The following is an 18,494-nucleotide window of genomic DNA, read 5'->3' as shown; positions in this document are numbered from 1 at the left end:
TCATGCGCACAAACGATATGGCGCGCCCGACAGGATTCGAACCTGAGACCTCTGCCTCCGGAGGGCAGCGCTCTATCCAGCTGAGCTACGGGCGCGTAGCGCCGTTGCGGATGTGCATACTAGAGATAAGCGCCCATCGTGTCTAGTGCTTTTTAAATAAAAAGACGCGTTTGATTACGCTTTGTGCACTTTCTCGACAAATAGTGCATTTCCTCTCTCACAATGCCTAAAAATGCGGCATTTATCAGCAATATCAGAGATCGCCGCGCCAGTGGTAGCGCAAATATTTAAGCAGTTTTAATTGCCTGCGCAGGCGGCTCGGTTGTCGAATCAGACGATAGAGCCACTCCAGCCCCAGTCGCTGCCAGATTTTAGGGGCGCGCTTTACATGACCGGTAAAAACATCGTAGGTTCCGCCTACGCCCATGTAGAGCGCATCAGGACAGTGCGCACGGCACGCCAGCATCAGCAGCTCCTGACGTGGCGATCCCAGCGCTACAGTGACGAGCTTCGCACCGCTAGCCGCAATCCGGGCAAACAGCGCATCCTGATCGGCTGGCGCAAAATAGCCATCCTGCGCGCCAACAATATTCACATTCCACTGGCGGCGTAACTTATCACAGGTTTCATCCAGCACCCGCTGGCGACCACCGATAAGAAACACCGGCGTCCCTTCACGCCCGGCGCGCTCCATCAACGCTTCCCATAAATCTGCTCCCGCAATGCGCTGCACCGACGCCTGCGGATATTTTTTACGAATCGACCGCACAATACTGATGCCATCGGCATACGCATATTCAGCCTGCGCTAACAGCGTGCGTAATCCCTCATCCCGCTCAGCGGTCAGAATCTTCTCTGCATTGATCGCTACTAAAATACCGCTGCGAACGCGCTGCGGCGGCATCAGAAAATTCACCGCCGACGGCATGTTTTCGAAGCCATACAAATCAACGCCGCGAATCCGGTACTGCGGCGTCTCAGTTAACGTTGTCATATCTTCCGTCAATCCCAGAGGTTAATCAGAGCGGGCTGTGCAACACCCGCCTGCTGCGGTCGCGAATCAAACCTGCGCGATCCAGTAACCAGAAAAGTAATTTAGCTATGCCCAGACAGGCAGCAAAAATGATGCAGAAAAACACCACGCGAGAACCGAACGCATCAAGACCTTCGCGGGCCAGCACAATCATGTTAAATACCGCGCCAAAACAGAAGCTTTGCAGGATGGCGCCGGTGTAGCGATTGGTCTCAAGGCAGCCACGCTGATAGATCGCATCAAAGGCTTTGATAATCATCCCTACCGCGACAGCACCAACTGGAATCGCCCAGACGCCGCCCATCACCACCAGCGATCCAATTAATGTGGGAGAAATCGCCAGGCCAGAATGGTTATTCAGCACTTCCCAGGTGAAGTAGTTCGCACTGTTTAACACCGCCAGCGGCCGATCCGGCCAGAGCCAGGTCGGAATGAAAACGTAGAAATCACGCCACAGCGGCGCCAGACCCTGGAACTCAATGCGGGCGTAGTTATCCAGCAGAAGAGCCAGATTCTCCCACGGTGAGAACGTATCACGCGTCAGATAGAGGAAGGTATAAAACGCTTCATCGCCCATTACGTCGAGGTTATAGCGGCGCAGCGCCAGCCAGAACATCCCCGCAATTGCCAGTACGCCCGCTGTTGCCAGCATCCACAGAGTGATCCAGCCACGGGTGATCCCGATGAACAGGAACAGGGCAAAAGCAATAATGATATTGGCGCGGGTGCCGCCCACCAGTGCGTAGGTCAGCAAACCAAAGGCCACTGTTACCACCAGGAACAGCAGCCAGTTGCGGCGCGTCGGGCTCAGAAAATAGGGGATCAACATCGCCGGAATAAAGAAGTAGAAGAAGCGCTTAAGCGCCACCCCCGAGACTTCACTGGAGAAGATCTGGTTATAGGCAGTCAGGCGGAACAGCAGAAAACCGTTGTGAATGAAAAACACAGTGACGGTTCCCAGCGCCACCAGCGCCAGAATCACGCAGGTCAGGTGCGTTTCAACCCGATTCATCTGCAGCCAGGGCTTCGCCGGTGGCGCACTGGCGGGCTTCAGCCGCACTTTATAACTGACGTAATAAATGGCGTAAAACGCCGTCGCTGACAGCAACGCCTCCAGCAGATTCTCGACCGGCACCACCTCAACATTAAAGCGAAACACCAGCACCGAGGTCAGTGGGAAGCCGAAGTAAAAGGTCAGTAAGAACAGCAGTGTGAAGAACAGATGGAAGTTAAAACGGACGCGCTTAAACTCCCGCCAGGTCAGGGTCAGAATAAAAACCAGCGACAGCATATAGACCACCAGCAGGCCGCCAAACTGCATAAGACTCATGACAACTCCCCTTCGCTGAGCTGTAACGCGGCCCGCCAGCCTGCGAGATACCCCGGCGCAAAAAAGGCGATCGCCTGTTTATCACAGCTCATCAGCTGGCGGCGTGCCTCGGCAATCACCGCAGGCGACAGCGTATCTTCGCTGAACAATACCGGAAGCTGCTGCTCAGCCACATCACGCCAGAACGGATTTTTGCGGGTCAGGATAAACGGCACGTTGGCCTGGATCAGCAGACAAAGTGTTCCCACTCCCTGCTGACGTTCAAACATAAAATAGCCGACATGACAGCGCGCCAGGAGCGCTAAATAATCATCAAACGCCAGATTTTCACGCATCAGATTCACCTGCCCGTCCGGGAACAGTGTCTCTGCTGCAGCCTGAATCTCACTGATGTACGCCTCGTTGCCTGGCGGATAGCCCAGCGGCACCTCGATACGCACCTGTGTGCCAAACTGCGCGCGAATCGCTTTTAAGCCTTCAATGTGCCGGTTACTCGGATCGCCGGAGTTGCCCAGCAGCAGCGTAAACGGCTCTGCGGGATCAGACTCAACAGCGGCGGCGGGCATTCGGGTCGGGAAATAGAGCAGTGAACCCGGCACCCTGCGATGACGCTGCTGGTAGTGATGCAGGTCGCCACGGGTCGCAAAAACCTGAGCAACGCGTCCCTGTGCTAGCCGGCGAACCAGATAGAACAGGCGAAACTTCAGGCTGCGTGAATCTTCATAGAGATCGGCACCCCAGACATGCCAGAAGATTTGGGAACGGCGCAACTTGCCACTGAGTAATGCCAGCCAGATCCACGGGTTAAACTGACCGTGGCAGAAAAAACGCTGCTGACGATGTCTGGCCCGCTGCAGCACCGCCTGCGCCAGTGCTTTTTTGCTGGTAAAGCACTCAATCTGCAATGCACTGAACGGTGCCAGGCTCTCTGGCTGCTGCGTTACTACCATAAAATGGCGTGGCGAAGCCACGGGCTGCTCAACGCTGAGTACATCGTTGAAAAAGCGCAGCACCGTAAGATTGTGGTGGGGAATGTCAGATCCCAAAACGTGAATTAAAGTCATTTTTTCCGGCAGTAAACAATAAAAGCGCCACAACACAGGGCAAAGTAAGCCACATAGGTAAACATATAGGCCTGCGCCGCACCCGTCGCGCCATGTAACGGGATCAACCAGCGTGAGAACAGCGTCAGCAACAGAAACTGGCTGATCTCAGTGAGAACATAAAAGCGCAGCGAGGCTTTGGCGATAACCAGATATCCGAAAACATAGGCACCGACTTTAAAAACATCACCGCACAGCTGCCAGACGAAAAGATCGCGCATCCCGCGAAAAGCCTCAGAGAACAACAGGCTGATGGCGAAATCGCGCAGCACCCAGACACTAAAACTGGCAACTGCCACGGCGGGCAGTACAAAACGCAGTGCACGGCCAATCTCGCGTGCAATGTCGCGTTTGCTCTCGAGCCGCGCCAGCGTCGGCAGCAGCCAGACGCTAAAGGTTGCGGTGATAAACTGCAGATAGGCATCCGAAATGCTGGTGACACCCTGCCACAGTCCGACCTGCGCCCACCCTTCCTGCTCTGCCAGCAGGTTACGCATCAACACCCAGGCGACCGGCAGGGTCACAGCCGTGATCAGCGCCATCAGGGTATATTTTGCCAGATTACGCGCCAGCTCAGGGTGCCATTGCGGACGCAGCCAGCTCAGCGGCAGCGGTGCGCGGCGTTTCAGCATCAGTAGCGCCGGCAGCAGCAGCAAGGCCGGCACCAGTGCCAGGCCAATCAGCGCCCCCTGATAGCCACCCAGCCACCAGCAGAGCAGATAGCCCGCCACGCCAGTCAGGCTGCCGAGAATCAGTGCCAGCGCATTACCGCGCGCATCGCGATAGCCCTTCAGCAGCGCCAGGGTAAAGTTGGCCCAGGCGATGCCGAGCTGAAGAAAGGCGACGGCGCGGATGACGCCCTGATAGCGATCATGACCAAACAGCGCGGTGCTGATGGGTGACGCCGCCAGCAGAAACAGCAGCGCCAGCACACCGGAAAAGCCCAGCACCATAGCGGATGCCGTGCCCACCATCGCGCGCAGTTGTCCGGGCTGCTGTTGATACTGCGCCACATAGGTGGTGACGCCATTGAAGATGCCCGCGCCCGCCAGCACACCCAGCACGGTGATCAGCTGACGAAAGTTCCCCGCCTGGCCGACACCCTCGGGTCCGAAACTTACCGCCAGCAGTTTGACTACCAGCAGACCAGCCACAATTTTTACCAGCGTGGACGATGCGGTCCACACTGAGGCTCTGGCCAATGACATCAGGAAAAGAAGCTCAGCAGTGAGCTGATAACCGTGCTCTGATTATTATCGGACAGGTTATAGAACAGCGGCAGGCGCAGCAGACGTTCGCTTTCCTGCGTGGTATAGCGATCGTCGCCGACAAACTGCGAGAAACGCTCACCGGCTGGCGAGCTGTGCAGCGGAATATAGTGGAACACCGTCAGTATCTCAGCTTCTTTCATCCAGTTGATCAGCGCCTGGCGATCGTCCTGATCGCGCAGTTTGATATAAAACATATGCGCATTGTGTTCACAGCTGGCGGGGATCACCGGCAGGCTGATACGTCCCTGGGCCGCCAGCGGCTGGAGTGCGTCGTAATAACGTTGCCAGATGCGTAACCGCTGCTGGTTGATGCGCTCAGCGGCTTCCAGCTGCGCCCAGAGATAGGCCGCCTGCAGATCGGCCATCAGGTAGCTCGACCCCATATCGCGCCAGGTATATTTATCGACCTGACCCCGGAAGAACTGGCTGCGGTTGGTGCCTTTTTCCCGCACGATCTCGGCGCGCTCGACCAGGCTGGCGTCGTTAATGAGTGTCGCGCCACCTTCGCCACCGGCGGTGTAGTTCTTGGTTTCGTGAAAACTGAAGCAGCCAATATGACCAATGGTGCCCAGGGCGCGCCCTTTGTAGCGTGACATCACGCCCTGCGCCGCATCTTCGATCACAAACAGCTTATGCTTTGCCGCCAGCGCCATAATGGTGTCCATTTCACAGGCCACGCCTGCGTAATGCACTGGCACAATGGCGCGGGTTTTTTCAGTGATAGCGGCTTCGATCAGCGTTTCATCGATGTTCATGGTGTCCGGGCGCACATCGACAAACACGATGCGCGCGCCGCGCAGCACAAAGGCATTAGCGGTCGAGACAAAGGTGTAGCTCGGCATGATCACTTCATCGCCGGGCTGCAGATCGATTAACAGCGCCGCCATCTCCAGCGAAGCGGTACAGGAGGGAGTGAGCAGCACTTTTTTGCTACCGAAACGCTGCTCCATCCACTGCTGACAGCGACGGGTAAATCCGCCGTCACCGCACAGCTTTCCGCTGTTCATTGCCGACTGCATATAATCAATTTCTGTGCCCACAATCGGGGGCGCATTAAATGGAATCATGACCTTTCCTGTAAAACCAGTAGGCGGTGCTGTCGAGCCGGGCACCGCTGCGTAAATAGAGGCGCATCGCCGTGAGATTACTCATCTGGGTGGCAACCCGAAGCTGAGCCAGCTGTCTTACCCGTGCCCAGTCCGCCGCCGCCAGCAGCAGTCGCTGACCCACGCCCTGGCCCTGCGCGTCAGGCAGCACGCCCAGCAGACCGATTCGCGCATCGCCGTCTGCCACGCGCAGCGAAACAAAACCCTGCAACTGACCGGTGGCGTCACTGGCTACCAGGCACTGGTCGTCAAATGTGCCGCGCACCGCATTTTCAATCCACTGCGCATAGAAGCGACCGCTGGCGTCCGGCGCATACCAGGGCGCGCGAAAACGGCTCTGGCTGAAGAGCTGAGATGCGGCATCGCGCAGTGGCGGAATTTGTGCGTCACGCGCAATGCGAATCCCCGCCTGACGTTCCGTCTCTTTAACCGCCAGCGTCAGGTCTGCTTCGCCTTCTGCCAGCTGAAACTGATGCTGCTGCAGCGTATCAATCAGTGCCGTCTCGCTGGCAGCGACTTTCATCTGTATCAGTGCACAGGGATGCCGCAGCGCCTGCTCCAGCGGCGTCTCGCCCTGCGGCTCCAGCCGCACGGTATCAACACCGAAGAATGTGCTCTCCCAGCTAAGGGGATTAATATTGACGTGGACGGGCATGTAATAAATCCAGCAGGTATTGGCCATAGCCAGTTTTTGTCAGCGCTTCACCCGCGGCGCGCAACTGGTCATCGCTGAGCCAGTTGTTACGCCAGGGACCAGTTTTACCAGCCGTCTACAGTATAAAGCGCACCAGAGCCGAACCGATAAAACCGGCACCGCCCGTGATCAAAAAGCGCTTCATCGCCACACGCCTTTGGTATCGACAATCCAGTTCTGCTGAACATCGGCGGCGTTAATCGCGCGGAAGGCACGGTGATCGACCAGCATCACCAGAATATCGGCCTGAGCCAGCGCCTGCTCGCAGGAGACCAGTTCGGCGTTATCAGCCAGCGAGTCCGCAAGCTGCTCGATGTGAGGTTCAACCACCCAGGTCTTGCCACTGTGCCACTCTGCGATTTTCTGAGTCACGCCCACGGCCGGGCTCTCGCGCAGGTCGTCAATGTCAGGTTTAAAGGCCAGACCAAAGCAGGCGATAGTGACCTCGCTGGCGCGCTTGCCGGTTTGGGTCAGGCAATCCGCCAGCGCGGTTTTCACCTGGTCCAGCACCCACTGCGGCTTGGCGTCATTCACCTCACGCGCGGTGCGGATCAGGCGTGCCAGTTCAGGATTCTGCGCCACGATAAACCAGGGATCGACGGCGATACAGTGACCACCCACGCCGGGACCGGGTTGCAGAATATTGACGCGCGGATGACGATTCGCCAGCGCAATCAGTTCCCAGACGTTAATTCCCTGATCGGCACAAATCAGCGACAGCTCATTGGCAAAGGCGATATTCACATCACGGAAGCTGTTTTCCGTCAGCTTGCACATCTCGGCGGTGCGGGCGTTGGTCTCAACGCATTCACCTTTTAAAAACAGCCGGTAGAGGTCGCTGGCGCGGGCGGAACAGGCAGGCGTCATACCGCCAATTACCCGGTCGTTGTTAATCAGCTCAACCATTACCTTGCCAGGCAGTACGCGCTCCGGGCAGTAGGCGACAAAAATATCGGGCGTCTCACCGTGCTGCGGAAAGCGCAGATCAGGACGCGCCGCAGCCAGCCACTCGGCCATCTGTTCTGTACTGCCCACCGGTGAGGTGGACTCCAGAATCACCAGATCGCCCTTCTTCAGAACCGGTGCGATCGACTCCGCTGCGGCTTTCACAAAGCGCAGATCGGGCTGATATTCATCTTTGAACGGCGTCGGTACGGCGATCAGAAAAGCGTCAGCGGGTTCAGGCTGCGTGGTGGCGCGCAGGTCGCCACGCGTAACCGCCGCATGCACCACTTCATCTAAATCGGGTTCTACGATATGGATCGCGCCACGATTGATGGTTTCAACGGCACGCGCGTTGATATCCACGCCCACCACTTTTTTTCCCTTTGAGGCAAAAACGGCTGCCGTCGGCAGCCCAATGTATCCCAGTCCAATCACGGAGATGGTTTCAAAACTCATAATTCAGCTCTGTTATCTTTTAAGGCTTGTAAAATTCGGCCACAGGCTTTGCCATCGCCATACGGATTATGGGCATGACTCATCGCCTGCCAGGCATCGTCGTCGCTCAGCAATTCACTGACACTGGCCACGATCCTGTCGATATCCGTCCCTACCAGTTTAACGGTACCCGCATCAACCGCTTCCGGACGCTCGGTCGTGTCACGCATCACCAGCACCGGTTTACCCAGTGAAGGCGCTTCCTCCTGAATGCCGCCGGAATCGGTCAGAATCAGCCAGGCACGGTTCATCAGCCAGACAAAAGGCAGATACTCCTGCGGTTCAATCAGAATGATATTCTCAATGCCGCTGAGAATCCGATTAACCGGCTCGCTGACATTCGGATTGAGGTGCACCGGATAGACGATCTGCGCCTCAGGGTGCTGGCGGGCAATCTGCGCCAGCGCGCTGCAGATACGCTCAAAACCGCCGCCAAAGCTTTCACGCCGGTGACCGGTAACCAGCACCAGTTTCTTATCCGGGTCGATAAAGGGATAGCGCGCCGCTAATTGTGCATTCAGATTGCAGTCATCCAGCACCCGATCGCGAACCCACAGCAGCGCATCAATGACCGTATTGCCGGTCACAATGATGCGCGAATCGGGCAGGTTTTCCTGCAACAGGTTCTGACGCGAGCGGGTGGTAGGGGTGAAGTGCAGACGGGCAAGATGGCCGGTGAGTTTGCGGTTGCCCTCTTCCGGCCACGGCGAGGCGAGATCGCCGGTACGCAGACCGGCTTCAACATGCCCGACCGGAATTTGCTGATAAAAGGCGGCCAGGCTCGCAGCCAGTGTTGTGGTGGTGTCACCATGCACCAGCACAATGTCTGGTTTGAAATCGAGCAGGACGGTTTTCATGCCCTCTAAAATGCGACAGGTAATCTCAGTCAGTCCCTGCTCAGGGCGCATTATATTAAGGTCATAATCCGGTTCGAGCTTAAACAGACGCAACACCTGATCGAGCATTTCGCGATGCTGTGCGGTGACGCACAGGCGCGATTCAAAAGCAGGATCCTGCGACAGCGCCTGAACCAGTGGCGCCATTTTAATCGCTTCGGGACGAGTACCAAATACGGTCAGAACTTTCACACTGTTTCTCTCACTCATGCGTGTCTGACATCAGACGCGGACGACGTGCCAGCGCCACTCCCGCGCCTGTTAATGCCCCAACGGCACCCCACATAATCATCATGAACAGACGTCGCGGACTGTCACGTGATACCGGCTCTTCCGGTGTGCGCAGATAACGGTAGGTCTGAAACTTGCTGTTCAGTTTTGGTCCGGCCTGCAGCGTGGTCAGCATTGCTCTGTTCTGATCATAGCTGATATCAAAGCTCGGCCCCGTTGCGCGCAGGGTATCCAGCTGGCCCTGTAAAACCGGCTGACCCAGCAGGAACAGATCGCTGTCTGCCAGATTCTCACCCACTTCGCGCGTCTGCTTCTCATTAATGCCCTGCTGGCTGGCGATCTTCAGCGCCTGCTCCAGCCGATGCTGCTGGCGCTGGAACACCGCGTTAGCCACATCTTCCTGACGTTTCACCTGCGCCTGCAGCTGATCGGTACGTACCCGCCAGGCACCTTTTAACTCATCGTTCAGATGACGCGCGGCGCGCTCACTGGCATAGGCAATGTACTGACGCAGTAAATTATTGGCGTCACCTGCCGTTTCCGCTTTGAGTTTGACGTTATCGGGCAGGTTATGGGCCGCGTCAGCAGGCGTAAACAGGATATTGCCGATCATATCGTCGAGCAGCGCAGCATCGTTATGCGCATTGCCGGTTTTGCGGCTCTTGAAGTAATCCGTCTGTTGCCAGAACTCACGACGCGTATCCCACGACGCGAGTTGCATGATGAACTCCTGATAAACCTGATCCATCACTGTCGGTGACGGTGCTGACAGGGTTAAGGTGTTGCTGCGCGCATCCAGATTGGTCAGGAATTGCTGCTGCGAATAGTATGAACCCAGCATGTTCACCGTGGGACGATCGGTGATCGCGGTGGTGCTCCAGACCTGTTTCAGCAGCAGCGTGACCAGCCAGGCGACCAGAGCAAACAGCAGTGCCAGCCCGATGATCCAGCGTTTGCCACGCCATAAACGGCCGCTCAGGCCGCGAATATCCAGTTCGTTGTCCACAACGTCAGAAGGCATGGAAGAAGTATCCTTTAATCAGCATCGGGTTCATTTATTTTTTGCTTCGCGGTAATGGCTCAGGCGGCGCTTAATGCGCCGGATACGTCGCGCCACGCGCCACGCATGTTTCAGGCAGTAGCCGTAAACCATGAAAGCGCCAAGGAACAACAGCAGCATCACCCACTCCGGAATGAACGCCAGATATTCGCCCAGCACACCGATCCCGGCAAGGATGGCCGCAGCAACAGTTATCAGCACAAAGGCCTGACGTGAGGTGAAACCGGCGCGCATGATCAGATGGTGGATGTGCTGACGGTCAGCCGAGAACGGGCTCATGCCTTTACGCAGACGACGATACATAATCGCCACCATATCCATCAGCGGAATGGCAATAAGCCAGAGTGCGGTGACGGGGGTAATGGGATGGCTCAGGCCCTGCGTTGTTTCCAGCAGAATCCAGATAATGGTGAAACCGATCATGGTACTGCCGGCATCACCCATAAAGACTTTGAAGCGGCGGCCAAGGAAGCCAAGATTAAGCAGAATATAGGGCAGCGTGGCGGCAATCATCGCAAAACACCACATCGCAAGGCTGGTCTGGCCATCGAAGTAGAGGATGATTCCCATGGCGGCAAAGGTGACGGAGGAGAGGCCGCCCAGCAGACCATCGATGCCATCCACCATATTAAAGGCGTTGATTGCAGCCCAGACGGCAAACAGTGTCAGCACATAGCCAAAGGGGCCAACGATAAGCTCGAACGGGCCGACGATAAAGCCCAGGCTGAGCAGATAAAGTTTTGCGCCAAACATCATCACCAGCGCGACAATGGCCTGCACGACCGCGCGGAATTTGACGCTGATATCGAAACGGTCATCCAGTGCGCCAACCAGCACCAGCACCCCTGCGCAGCCCAGATAGAGCATCGCATGAGGCAAGTAATAGTTGGTGATGGCAAACGTAAAGCAGATACCTGCGAACACAGAAATGCCGCCCACCAACGGAATCGCGCCATGATGGCGTTTACGTGAGTTAGGCTTATCAACTAAACCAATTTTTTTAGCTGCTTTTCGAGCAAAAAAGAGGAAAGCCAGGGAAAAGAGAAAAATTAATCCAAGCTCAGTACTCATAGTGAGTAAATTCACGTTAAACGCTCTCAGCTAACATCCCGCACAACAATACGCGAAAAAACGCGCCGGTCGCTGTGTCGGATTCCGAATTCTGCATTAAGAGACAGACGAACGGTCAAAAGTTCGCCATCACTACCACAGTCATTATAAATGCTCCTGCCAGTGTTCAATCCTATAGCTCACAAATGAAAAACGCCACGTTGAGACGTGGCGTAAGGTCGATTTTCTGCGCATCTGGACTAAAAAAGCCGAATCTGTGCTTCGGCCTGGCAATCCCGGATTAAGAACGCTTCATCATGTCGAAGAATTCATCATTGGTTTTGGTCATCGCCAGCTTGTTGATGAGGAACTCCATTGCGTCGATTTCGCCCATTGGGTGAATAATCTTACGCAGGATCCACATCTTCTGCAGCTCTTCCTGAGAGGTCAGCAGCTCTTCTTTACGCGTACCAGAGCGGTTGTAATCAATCGCCGGGAAGACGCGTTTTTCAGCAATTTTACGGGCGAGATGCAGTTCCATGTTACCGGTACCTTTAAACTCTTCGTAAATCACTTCGTCCATCTTAGAACCGGTATCAACCAGCGCGGTCGCGATGATGGTCAGGCTACCGCCCTCTTCCACGTTACGTGCAGCACCAAAGAAACGCTTTGGACGATGCAGGGCGTTGGCATCCACACCACCGGTCAGGACTTTACCTGAAGCAGGAACCACGGTGTTGTAGGCACGCGCCAGACGTGTGATTGAGTCGAGCAGGATGATGACATCTTTCTTGTGTTCAACCAGACGCTTGGCCTTTTCGATCACCATTTCAGCAACCTGAACGTGGCGTGAAGCTGGCTCATCGAAGGTTGAAGCGATAACTTCGCCTTTCACCAGACGCTGCATCTCGGTCACTTCTTCCGGACGCTCATCGATCAGCAGCACCATCAGCACGCAATCCGGGTAGTTATACGCCAGGCTCTGCGCGATATTCTGCAGCAGCATGGTTTTACCGGCTTTCGGCGGTGCCACAATCAGACCACGCTGACCACGACCGATTGGCGAGGCCAGATCGAGTACGCGTGCGGTTAAATCTTCCGTTGAGCCATTACCCCGCTCCATACGCAGACGTTTATTTGCGTGCAGCGGCGTGAGGTTTTCGAACAGAATCTTATTACGCGCGTTTTCCGGCTTGTCGTAGTTAACTTCGTTAACTTTCAGCAGCGCAAAATAACGTTCACCTTCTTTTGGTGGACGGATTTTGCCAGAGATGGTGTCACCCGTGCGGAGGTTGAAACGGCGGATTTGGCTGGGAGAAACGTAGATATCATCGGGGCCGGCGAGGTAGGAGCTGTCTCCGGAACGGAGGAATCCAAATCCATCCTGAAGGATCTCCAGCACGCCATCACCGAAGATGTCTTCGCCGCTTTTTGCGTGTTGCTTCAGGATTGAAAAGATAATGTCCTGCTTGCGCATACGAGCCTGGTTTTCCAGTCCCATATTTTCGCCGAGAGTAATCAGCTCAGCAACCGGCGTATTCTTTAATTCGGTAAGATTCATAGTGATGGGTTCTTAAACTCGGGGTAATACTCGGAATGTTTGTCGTGAGTGGTATGGCAATTAATCCATGCCGTTAATGGCTCTTTTCGGCTCTTCCCGACGATCATCGTATGAAATGGCGATCGGTATGCAAGAAGGTGTCCGAATGTGATGCCAGAGTTGGAGCTAACCGTAAGATTGCTGAACCGTTCTACCTTTATAAGGTACAGGGCGACAGGGTTCAACAAGGGAAAACTTTAGATGCTAACTACAAGGTAAGTTCGTAATGCAGTATTGGTAACTTAGCACGCCTGAAAGTGAACGTCCAGCAGCAGGAGATAAATTCACCACTGCCAGACATTCAGTCCTGCATTACGCCAGATTGGCGTTCAGGAACTCTTTCAGCTGGCCTTTAGACAACGCGCCCACTTTGGTCGCGGCGACTTCGCCATTTTTAAACAGCAGCAGCGTCGGGATACCACGAATGCCATACTTCGGTGCCGTGCCTGGGTTATCGTCAATATTCAGCTTAGCGATGGTCAGCTTGCCATCATACTCTTCTGCAACTTCATCAAGGATTGGCGCGATCATTTTGCAAGGACCACACCATTCAGCCCAGAAATCTACCAGTGTAACGCCGTCGGCTTTCAGCACGTCGGTGTCGAAACTGTCATCAGTCAGATGAACGATTTTATCGCTGCTCATGTTTTACTCCACAAGATTATGCCTGGCGAATTGGCGTAAAATATACCAATGTTGGTTGACTTTATTTCATCGGATACGCTTTCGTAAAGCGATAGTAAGCTGATATTCTACCACACTATGAGCAAAACACACTTAACTGAACAGAAGTTTTCCGACTTCGCCCTGCACCCAAAAGTGGTGGAAGCCCTTGATACTAAAGGCTTTCAATACTGCACGCCGATTCAGGCGTTAGCTCTGCCTTTTACGCTTTCAGGGCGTGATGTTGCAGGCCAGGCGCAAACCGGTACCGGCAAAACGATGGCGTTTCTGACGTCAACGTTTCATCATCTTCTCTCTCATCCTGCGGCGGAAGGCCGTCAGGTTAACCAGCCACGGGCATTAATTCTTGCGCCGACGCGTGAACTTGCTGTGCAGATTCATGCAGATGCCGAACCCCTTACCGCCTCAACCGGCCTGAAACTGGGTCTCGCCTATGGCGGAGACGGGTATGACAAACAGCTGAAAGTGCTTGAGCAGGGCGTTGATATTCTGGTGGCAACCACCGGTCGCCTGATCGACTACGCGAAACAGAATCACGTTAACCTCGGTGCTATTCAGGTTATGGTGCTGGACGAAGCCGATCGCATGTTCGATCTCGGCTTTATTAAAGATATTCGCTGGCTGTTCCGTCGCATGCCGCCGGCTACCCAGCGTCTGAGCATGCTGTTCTCGGCCACCCTTTCTTATCGCGTCCGTGAACTGGCATTTGAGCACATGAACAGTGCTGAATATGTGGAAGTGGAACCGGAACAAAAAACCGGCCATCGCATTCAGGAAGAGCTTTTCTATCCGTCTAACGAAGAGAAAATGCGCCTGCTGCAGACCCTGCTGGAAGAAGAGTGGCCCGATCGCGCCATTATTTTTGCCAACACCAAGCACCGCTGTGAAGATGTCTGGGGCCACCTGGCTGCTGATGGACACCGCGTCGGCCTGCTGACCGGCGACGTTGCTCAGAAGAAGCGTCTGCGTATTCTGGATGACTTCACCAAAGGCGATGTAGATATTCTGGTCGCAACTGATGTTGCAGCTCGCGGCCTGCACATCCCGGCGGTAACCCACGTCTTTAACTACGATCTGCCAGACGACTGTGAAGATTATGTTCACCGTATTGGCCGTACCGGTCGTGCGGGCGCCAGCGGACACTCTATCAGCCTGGCCTGTGAAGAGTACGCGCTGAACCTGCCTTCGATTGAAGAGTACATTGGCCATAGCATCCCGGTCAGCAAGTACAGCAGTGAAGCGTTGTTAACTGATTTACCGCCGCCTAAGCGTCTGCAACGCAGTCGTTCCGGCAACGGCCCGCGTCGCGGGGGAAATAACGCCAATCGTCGCGGCGCGCCTCGCAACAACAACCGTAAACGTTCAGGTTAGGGCACCATGCTAAGCGCATCGTCACTTTATGCAGCGATTGATTTAGGATCTAACAGCTTTCATATGTTGGTGGTGCGCGAGGTATCTGGCAGTATTCAGACCATCGCAAAAATAAAGCGCAAGGTTCGCCTTGCTGCCGGCCTGGATAAAAATAACCTGCTGTCAGCCGATGCGATGTCGCGTGGCTGGCAATGCCTCAGACTCTTCTCTGAACAACTGCAGGATATTCCCCCCGATCAGATTCGCGTGGTGGCGACCGCCACATTGCGTCTGGCTGCCAATGCGCAGACCTTTCTTGATACGGCTCAACAGATTCTCGGCTGTACTATCAACGTTATCAGCGGTGAAGAAGAGGCGCGCCTGATCTATCAGGGCGTGGCCCACACCACGGGCGGGTCCGACCAGCGTTTAGTGGTCGATATCGGCGGCGGCAGCACCGAGCTGGCCACCGGCGATGGCTCACATGCTTCGGTGTTGTTTAGTCTGTCGATGGGCTGTGTGACGTGGCTGGAGCGCTTCTTCAGCGATCGTCACCTGGCCAAAGAGAACTTTGATCAGGCCGAACTGGCGGCGCGTGAGATGATCCAGCCCGTGGCAGCGCAACTGCGTGAACAGGGCTGGCAGGCCTGTGTCGGGGCATCCGGCACGGTTCAGGCACTGCAGGAGATCATGGTGGCGCAGGGCATGGATGAGCGCATCACGCTGAATAAACTGCAGCAGTTGAAGCAGCGCGCTATTCAGTGCGGCAAACTGGAAGAGCTGGAAATCGAAGGGCTGACGCTGGAGCGGGCGCTGGTCTTCCCCAGTGGCCTGTCGATCCTGATCGCCATCTTCCAGGAACTCAGCATTGATAGCATGACACTGGCGGGCGGCGCACTGCGGGAAGGACTGGTCTACGGCATGCTGCATCTGCCTATTGACCGCGATATCCGCACCCGCACGCTGCACAACGTCCAGCGCCGTTTCAGCATCGATGTCGAACAGGCAGACCGCGTGCGTCAACTGGCAGAAAGTTTCTTCCGTCAGGTTTCTGCGCCGTGGAAGCTGGATCAGCGCTGCCGTGAGCTGTTACTCAGCGCCTGCGCGATCCACGAAATCGGCCTGAGCGTCGACTTCCGTCATGCGCCACAGCACGCGGCGTATCTGGTCCGTCACCTCGACCTTCCCGGCTTCACACCGGCGCAGAAGAAGCTGCTGGCCTGTTTGCTGCAAAACCAGAGCGGCAGCATCGACCTGGCGTTGCTGACCCAGCAAAACGCCCTGCCGCCGCGTCTGGCGGAAAGGATGTGCCGTCTGCTGCGACTGGCGATTATTTTCTCCACCCGCCGTCGCGACGACACCCTGCCTGCTGTGCGGCTACAGGCAGACGACGATGCCCTGCATCTGACCCTGCCCGCAGGCTGGCTGGAAGCGCATCCGCTGCGCAGCGAACTGCTGGAGCAGGAAAGCCACTATCAGTCTTACGTCCACTGGTTGTTAACCCTGTCGTAATGGTACCCGTGTGAGGCGAAGTGCCTTCGCCTCCTGCACCGGTTTAACTCTTTTTCGCCTTATCCAGCATCGCTCTCAGACCGGCGACACGGCTCTGTCCGGTTTTCATCCGCTCTTCCGCGCTGACCACTTTGCGCTCGGTCTCCCATTGCAAATCGTCCTGCGGCAGCTCCAGCAGAAAACGGCTGGGTTCAGGCCGGATTAACTCGCCATATTGCCGGCGTTCACGACACAGGGTAAAGGTCAGCTCTTTCTGCGCCCTGGTGATCCCGACGTAAGCCAGCCGTCGCTCCTCTTCGATATTGTTCTCATCAATGCTGCTCTGATGCGGCAACAGCCCCTCTTCCATGCCCACCAGGAACACATAGGGGAACTCCAGTCCTTTAGAGGCGTGCAACGTCATCAGCTGTACCTGATCCAGCTCTTCATCACTTTCACCGCGTTCCATCATGTCGCGCAGAGTAAAGCGCGTTACCACCTGCGCCAGCGTCATCGGCTCATCAATATCAGTGCCTTCCAGCATTTCTGTCATCCACTGAAACAGCGTGTTGACGTTCTTCATCCGCATTTCGGCGGCTTTCGGACTGCCGGAGGTTTCGAACAGCCAGCTTTCGTAGTCGATGCCGCGGATCAAATCGCGCACCGCATTCACGGGTTCACGTTCAGTGAGCTGGATAATCTCATTCAGCCAGTGGGTGAAGCGCTGCAGATGCTCCAGACCACGGCCACTTAGCGTCTGCCCCAGGCCGACATCAAAACTGGCATTAAACAGGCTCTTGCTGCGCAGATTGGCCCACTCACCGAGCTTCTGCAGCGTAGCCGGGCCAATCTCACGGCGCGGCGTATTGACGATACGCAGGAACGCGCTGTCATCTTCAGGATTGGTCAGCACGCGCAAATAGGCGAGCAGATCTTTGATCTCGGGTCGCGAGAAGAACGAAGTGCCACCAGAGATGCGATAAGGGATGCGGTTCTGCATCAGAAACTTTTCAAAGGTCCGTGACTGATGATTGCCGCGATAGAGGATCGCGTAATCTTTATACTGCGTCCGGTTGATAAAGTGATGTGCGATCAGTTCGCCGGTCACCCGTTCCGCCTCATGCTCTTCGCTGTTAGCGGTCAGCACTTTCAGCTCGCTGCCCTGCCCCAGTTCCGAAAACAATTTTTTTTCAAAGACGTGCGGGTTGTTAGCAATCAGGATATTCGCCGCCTTCAGGATGCGCTGCGAAGAGCGGTAGTTCTGCTCCAGCTTCACGACCTCCAGCGCAGGGAAGTCCTGATTCAGCAGCACCAGATTCTGCGGCCGCGCACCACGCCAGGAGTAGATGGACTGATCGTCATCGCCGACCACCGTGAAGCGCGCCCGTGCGCCAACCAGCAGTTTAACCAGCTCATACTGACTGGTGTTGGTGTCCTGATACTCATCCACCAGCAGATAGCGGATACGCTGCTGCCAGCGTTCACGCACCTCCTGATTACGCTGCAGCAGCAGCGTCGGCAGCAGAATCAGGTCATCGAAATCGAGCACGTTGCACGACTTAAGATGCTGGCTGTAAAGGGCATAGCAGTGAGCAAAAATATTATCCTGTTGCGAACGCGCCAGCGCGGCGGCCCCCTGCGGATCGATCAGATCATTCTTCCAGTTCGAGATGGTGGAAATGAGTTGCTGTAACAGCGTCTTATCCTCTTCCAGCCACTCTTTGGTCAGCTCTTTCAGCAGCGCAAGCTGATCCTGATCGTCGAACAGGGAGAAGTTGGACTTCATGCCCAGCGCCGCGGTTTCGCGTTTGATGATCTCCAGTCCCAGCGTATGGAAGGTCGAAATCAGCAGGCCGCGCGCCTCTTTGCGGCCCAGGGTTTGCGCCACTCGCTCTTTCATTTCGCGCGAGGCCTTATTGGTAAAAGTCACCGCAGCGATGTGGCGCGCCTGATAGCCGCATTCACGAATCAGATGGGCGATTTTATTGGTAATCACGCGGGTTTTGCCCGATCCCGCGCCCGCCAGCACCAGACAGGGACCGGTAACAAATTCGACGGCACGTTGTTGGCTGGGGTTTAAACGCATAGGAGAAATCGCCTGATTAGATCAAAAGAAAGGGGTTTATACTGGGCGGCAATTATACACAACCGAGAT

Annotated in this window: 15 protein-coding genes, 1 tRNA gene and 1 pseudogene; 2 read left to right on the top strand and 15 right to left on the bottom strand. The window is 55.6% G+C overall.

Annotated elements, in window-relative coordinates:
* Positions 1–18 precede the first annotated feature (18 nt).
* From LQK91_RS19155 to trxA, 14 genes and pseudogenes are all read right to left on the bottom strand, one after another.
* A tRNA-Arg gene (locus LQK91_RS19155) sits at positions 19–95 on the bottom strand.
* Positions 96–253: 158 nt separating this feature from the next.
* Complete coding sequence (wecG, locus tag LQK91_RS19150) at positions 254–994, bottom strand: lipopolysaccharide N-acetylmannosaminouronosyltransferase (RefSeq protein WP_008926433.1); 741 nt, start codon at positions 992–994, stop codon at positions 254–256.
* Between the two features lie 25 nt (positions 995–1,019).
* Positions 1,020–2,363 (bottom strand): ECA oligosaccharide polymerase, encoded by a 1,344-nt coding sequence (wzyE, locus tag LQK91_RS19145; RefSeq protein WP_078805041.1) that lies wholly within the window; start codon positions 2,361–2,363, stop codon positions 1,020–1,022.
* On the bottom strand, positions 2,360–3,427 hold the full coding sequence (locus LQK91_RS19140) for a TDP-N-acetylfucosamine:lipid II N-acetylfucosaminyltransferase (RefSeq protein ID WP_105100008.1): 1,068 nt from the start codon (positions 3,425–3,427) through the stop codon (positions 2,360–2,362). Before LQK91_RS19140 ends, wzyE begins: the two co-directional genes overlap by 4 nt.
* The gene (gene wzxE, locus LQK91_RS19135) at positions 3,424–4,674 is read right to left on the bottom strand and encodes a lipid III flippase WzxE (protein WP_105100007.1); all 1,251 of its coding nucleotides are present in this window, start codon (positions 4,672–4,674) and stop codon (positions 3,424–3,426) included. Before wzxE ends, LQK91_RS19140 begins: the two co-directional genes overlap by 4 nt.
* Positions 4,674–5,804, bottom strand: a complete 1,131-nt coding sequence (rffA, locus tag LQK91_RS19130) for a dTDP-4-amino-4,6-dideoxygalactose transaminase (protein WP_039658617.1) — start codon at positions 5,802–5,804, stop codon at positions 4,674–4,676. The genes wzxE and rffA overlap by 1 nt, the downstream gene beginning before the upstream one ends.
* Positions 5,791–6,498 (bottom strand): dTDP-4-amino-4,6-dideoxy-D-galactose acyltransferase, encoded by a 708-nt coding sequence (rffC, locus tag LQK91_RS19125; RefSeq protein ID WP_003851951.1) that lies wholly within the window; start codon positions 6,496–6,498, stop codon positions 5,791–5,793. The genes rffA and rffC overlap by 14 nt, the downstream gene beginning before the upstream one ends.
* Positions 6,476–6,592, bottom strand: a pseudogene (locus tag LQK91_RS19120) (glucose-1-phosphate thymidylyltransferase 2 RmlA2); the annotation flags it as partial. The pseudogene LQK91_RS19120 and the gene rffC, both read right to left, overlap by 23 nt.
* An 86-nt stretch (positions 6,593–6,678) precedes the next feature.
* The gene (gene wecC, locus LQK91_RS19115; RefSeq protein ID WP_105100006.1) at positions 6,679–7,938 is read right to left on the bottom strand and encodes a UDP-N-acetyl-D-mannosamine dehydrogenase; all 1,260 of its coding nucleotides are present in this window, start codon (positions 7,936–7,938) and stop codon (positions 6,679–6,681) included.
* Positions 7,935–9,065: a non-hydrolyzing UDP-N-acetylglucosamine 2-epimerase gene (gene wecB / locus LQK91_RS19110; protein ID WP_008926425.1), complete on the bottom strand. Its 1,131-nt coding sequence runs from the start codon at positions 9,063–9,065 to the stop codon at positions 7,935–7,937. Before wecB ends, wecC begins: the two co-directional genes overlap by 4 nt.
* A 10-nt stretch (positions 9,066–9,075) precedes the next feature.
* Positions 9,076–10,125: an ECA polysaccharide chain length modulation protein gene (gene wzzE / locus LQK91_RS19105; protein ID WP_003851956.1), complete on the bottom strand. Its 1,050-nt coding sequence runs from the start codon at positions 10,123–10,125 to the stop codon at positions 9,076–9,078.
* 30 nt (positions 10,126–10,155) lie between these two features.
* Positions 10,156–11,235, bottom strand: a complete 1,080-nt coding sequence (wecA, locus tag LQK91_RS19100) for a UDP-N-acetylglucosamine--undecaprenyl-phosphate N-acetylglucosaminephosphotransferase (RefSeq protein ID WP_003851958.1) — start codon at positions 11,233–11,235, stop codon at positions 10,156–10,158.
* Between the two features lie 280 nt (positions 11,236–11,515).
* On the bottom strand, positions 11,516–12,775 hold the full coding sequence (rho, locus tag LQK91_RS19095; protein ID WP_003851960.1) for a transcription termination factor Rho: 1,260 nt from the start codon (positions 12,773–12,775) through the stop codon (positions 11,516–11,518).
* Positions 12,776–13,126: 351 nt separating this feature from the next.
* Positions 13,127–13,459, bottom strand: coding sequence for a thioredoxin TrxA (gene trxA, locus LQK91_RS19090; RefSeq protein WP_003851963.1), 333 nt, complete (start codon positions 13,457–13,459; stop codon positions 13,127–13,129).
* Positions 13,460–13,576: 117 nt separating this feature from the next.
* Here trxA and rhlB point away from each other — a divergent pair, with 117 nt between their 5' ends.
* Complete coding sequence (rhlB, locus tag LQK91_RS19085) at positions 13,577–14,869, top strand: ATP-dependent RNA helicase RhlB (RefSeq protein WP_003851965.1); 1,293 nt, start codon at positions 13,577–13,579, stop codon at positions 14,867–14,869.
* A gap of 6 nt (positions 14,870–14,875) precedes the next feature.
* On the top strand, positions 14,876–16,360 hold the full coding sequence (gppA, locus tag LQK91_RS19080) for a guanosine-5'-triphosphate,3'-diphosphate diphosphatase (RefSeq protein ID WP_003851967.1): 1,485 nt from the start codon (positions 14,876–14,878) through the stop codon (positions 16,358–16,360).
* 43 nt (positions 16,361–16,403) lie between these two features.
* Here gppA and rep read toward each other — a convergent pair whose 3' ends face one another.
* Positions 16,404–18,425: a DNA helicase Rep gene (gene rep / locus LQK91_RS19075; protein ID WP_003851968.1), complete on the bottom strand. Its 2,022-nt coding sequence runs from the start codon at positions 18,423–18,425 to the stop codon at positions 16,404–16,406.
* Positions 18,426–18,494: the final 69 nt, after the last annotated feature.

The sequence above is a fragment of the Pantoea sp. MHSD4 genome, from assembly GCF_021043305.1.
Classification (GTDB): Bacteria; Pseudomonadota; Gammaproteobacteria; order Enterobacterales; family Enterobacteriaceae; genus Pantoea; species Pantoea eucalypti.
Note: the sequence above shows the minus strand (reverse complement) of the source record. Positions and strands in the feature narration are given on the sequence as shown.